A 1056-nucleotide genomic window follows, 5' to 3' on the forward strand; every position below is an offset into this window, starting at 1 on the left:
CGGTCGGTGACTCCGGCGGTCATGGCGTCTCGGACCACCTGCGCGACACTCGGGGCCTCGTCGCTCGCGGTCACGACCGAGGGGGCCGGGGCGGCGGTTGTCGCGATGGCGTCGCCCGCGACAACGGCCCGGCTCGTCTCCAGGTCGGAGACCCGCTCCCGCGACGTCGCGGGGTGTCGCTTCGTCATCAGGTCGACAACGACCGGAGCCGAGGAAACCGCCTCGGTGTCGCGGTCGGTCGCCTCGGTCGCCTCGGTCGCGACAAGGGTTGTCGCGGTCTCTGTCGCGATGTCGCGGTCGGCTGCGACAGGGGTTGTCGCGGTGTCGCGGTCGGTGTCGCGGTCGGTGTCGCGGTCGGTGTCGTGTCGCTGTCCGGGCAGTGTCGCGGTCCAGTCGTGCCGTGTCGCGATGGTCGCGAGACCCGCGACAGACTTCCGGCGGACAACCCGCGACACGATGGCCGCCTCGGCTGCGTCCGCCTCATCCCCGGACAGGCCGTGTCGCGCCGCGTCGATGGCGGCGGCCAACTTGGCCGCGCGGCGGGAGTGTGTCCGGGTGCCCTCCCGAGTGCCGGCCACCCGGTCCGCCAGGGTCACCGCGCGGTCGGCGGCCCGGCTGCGGGCGATGGCTGCGGAGTTGGCGCCCCGCCGGCCGATGCCGAGGGAGGCGGTCACGCGCTCCCGCAGCTCCCGCAGGGCGGCCCCGAGGATGCCGTCTGCCTGTCCGCCGGACATGCGCAGTTCCAGGCCGAGCAGGAGGTGGAGCATCACGGCCAGGAGGACGGGCCCGAGGACGACCCGGATCGGGCCGCCCGCCGCGCCGGAGACCTGGAATGCGGGGATGGCCTGGACGAGCACGGCGGCATACGCGAGGTAGGCCGGCCCCTTGGTCCGGGTGGCCCATGCGTAGATGGTCAGGGCCACGATGGCCGCCTCTGCGACACCGCACAGGAGGGCCCGCTCGGTCTGGTCCGTGATGGCCAGGGCCGCCCCGAGGAACCGGTAAGAGGTGTCCGCGGACATGCCGAGGGCCAGAGCGGCCGGGGCAAGGAGACCC

1 pseudogene is annotated in these 1056 nt (G+C 74.1%); it reads right to left on the minus strand.

Annotation, left to right across the window (positions count from 1 at the left end):
- Positions 1-1056: pseudogene (locus tag ACFVFH_RS35795) on the minus strand (hypothetical protein); the annotation flags it as partial.

The organism is Streptomyces sp. NPDC057697 (assembly GCF_042799335.1).
Lineage (GTDB): Bacteria > Actinomycetota > Actinomycetes > Streptomycetales > Streptomycetaceae > Streptomyces.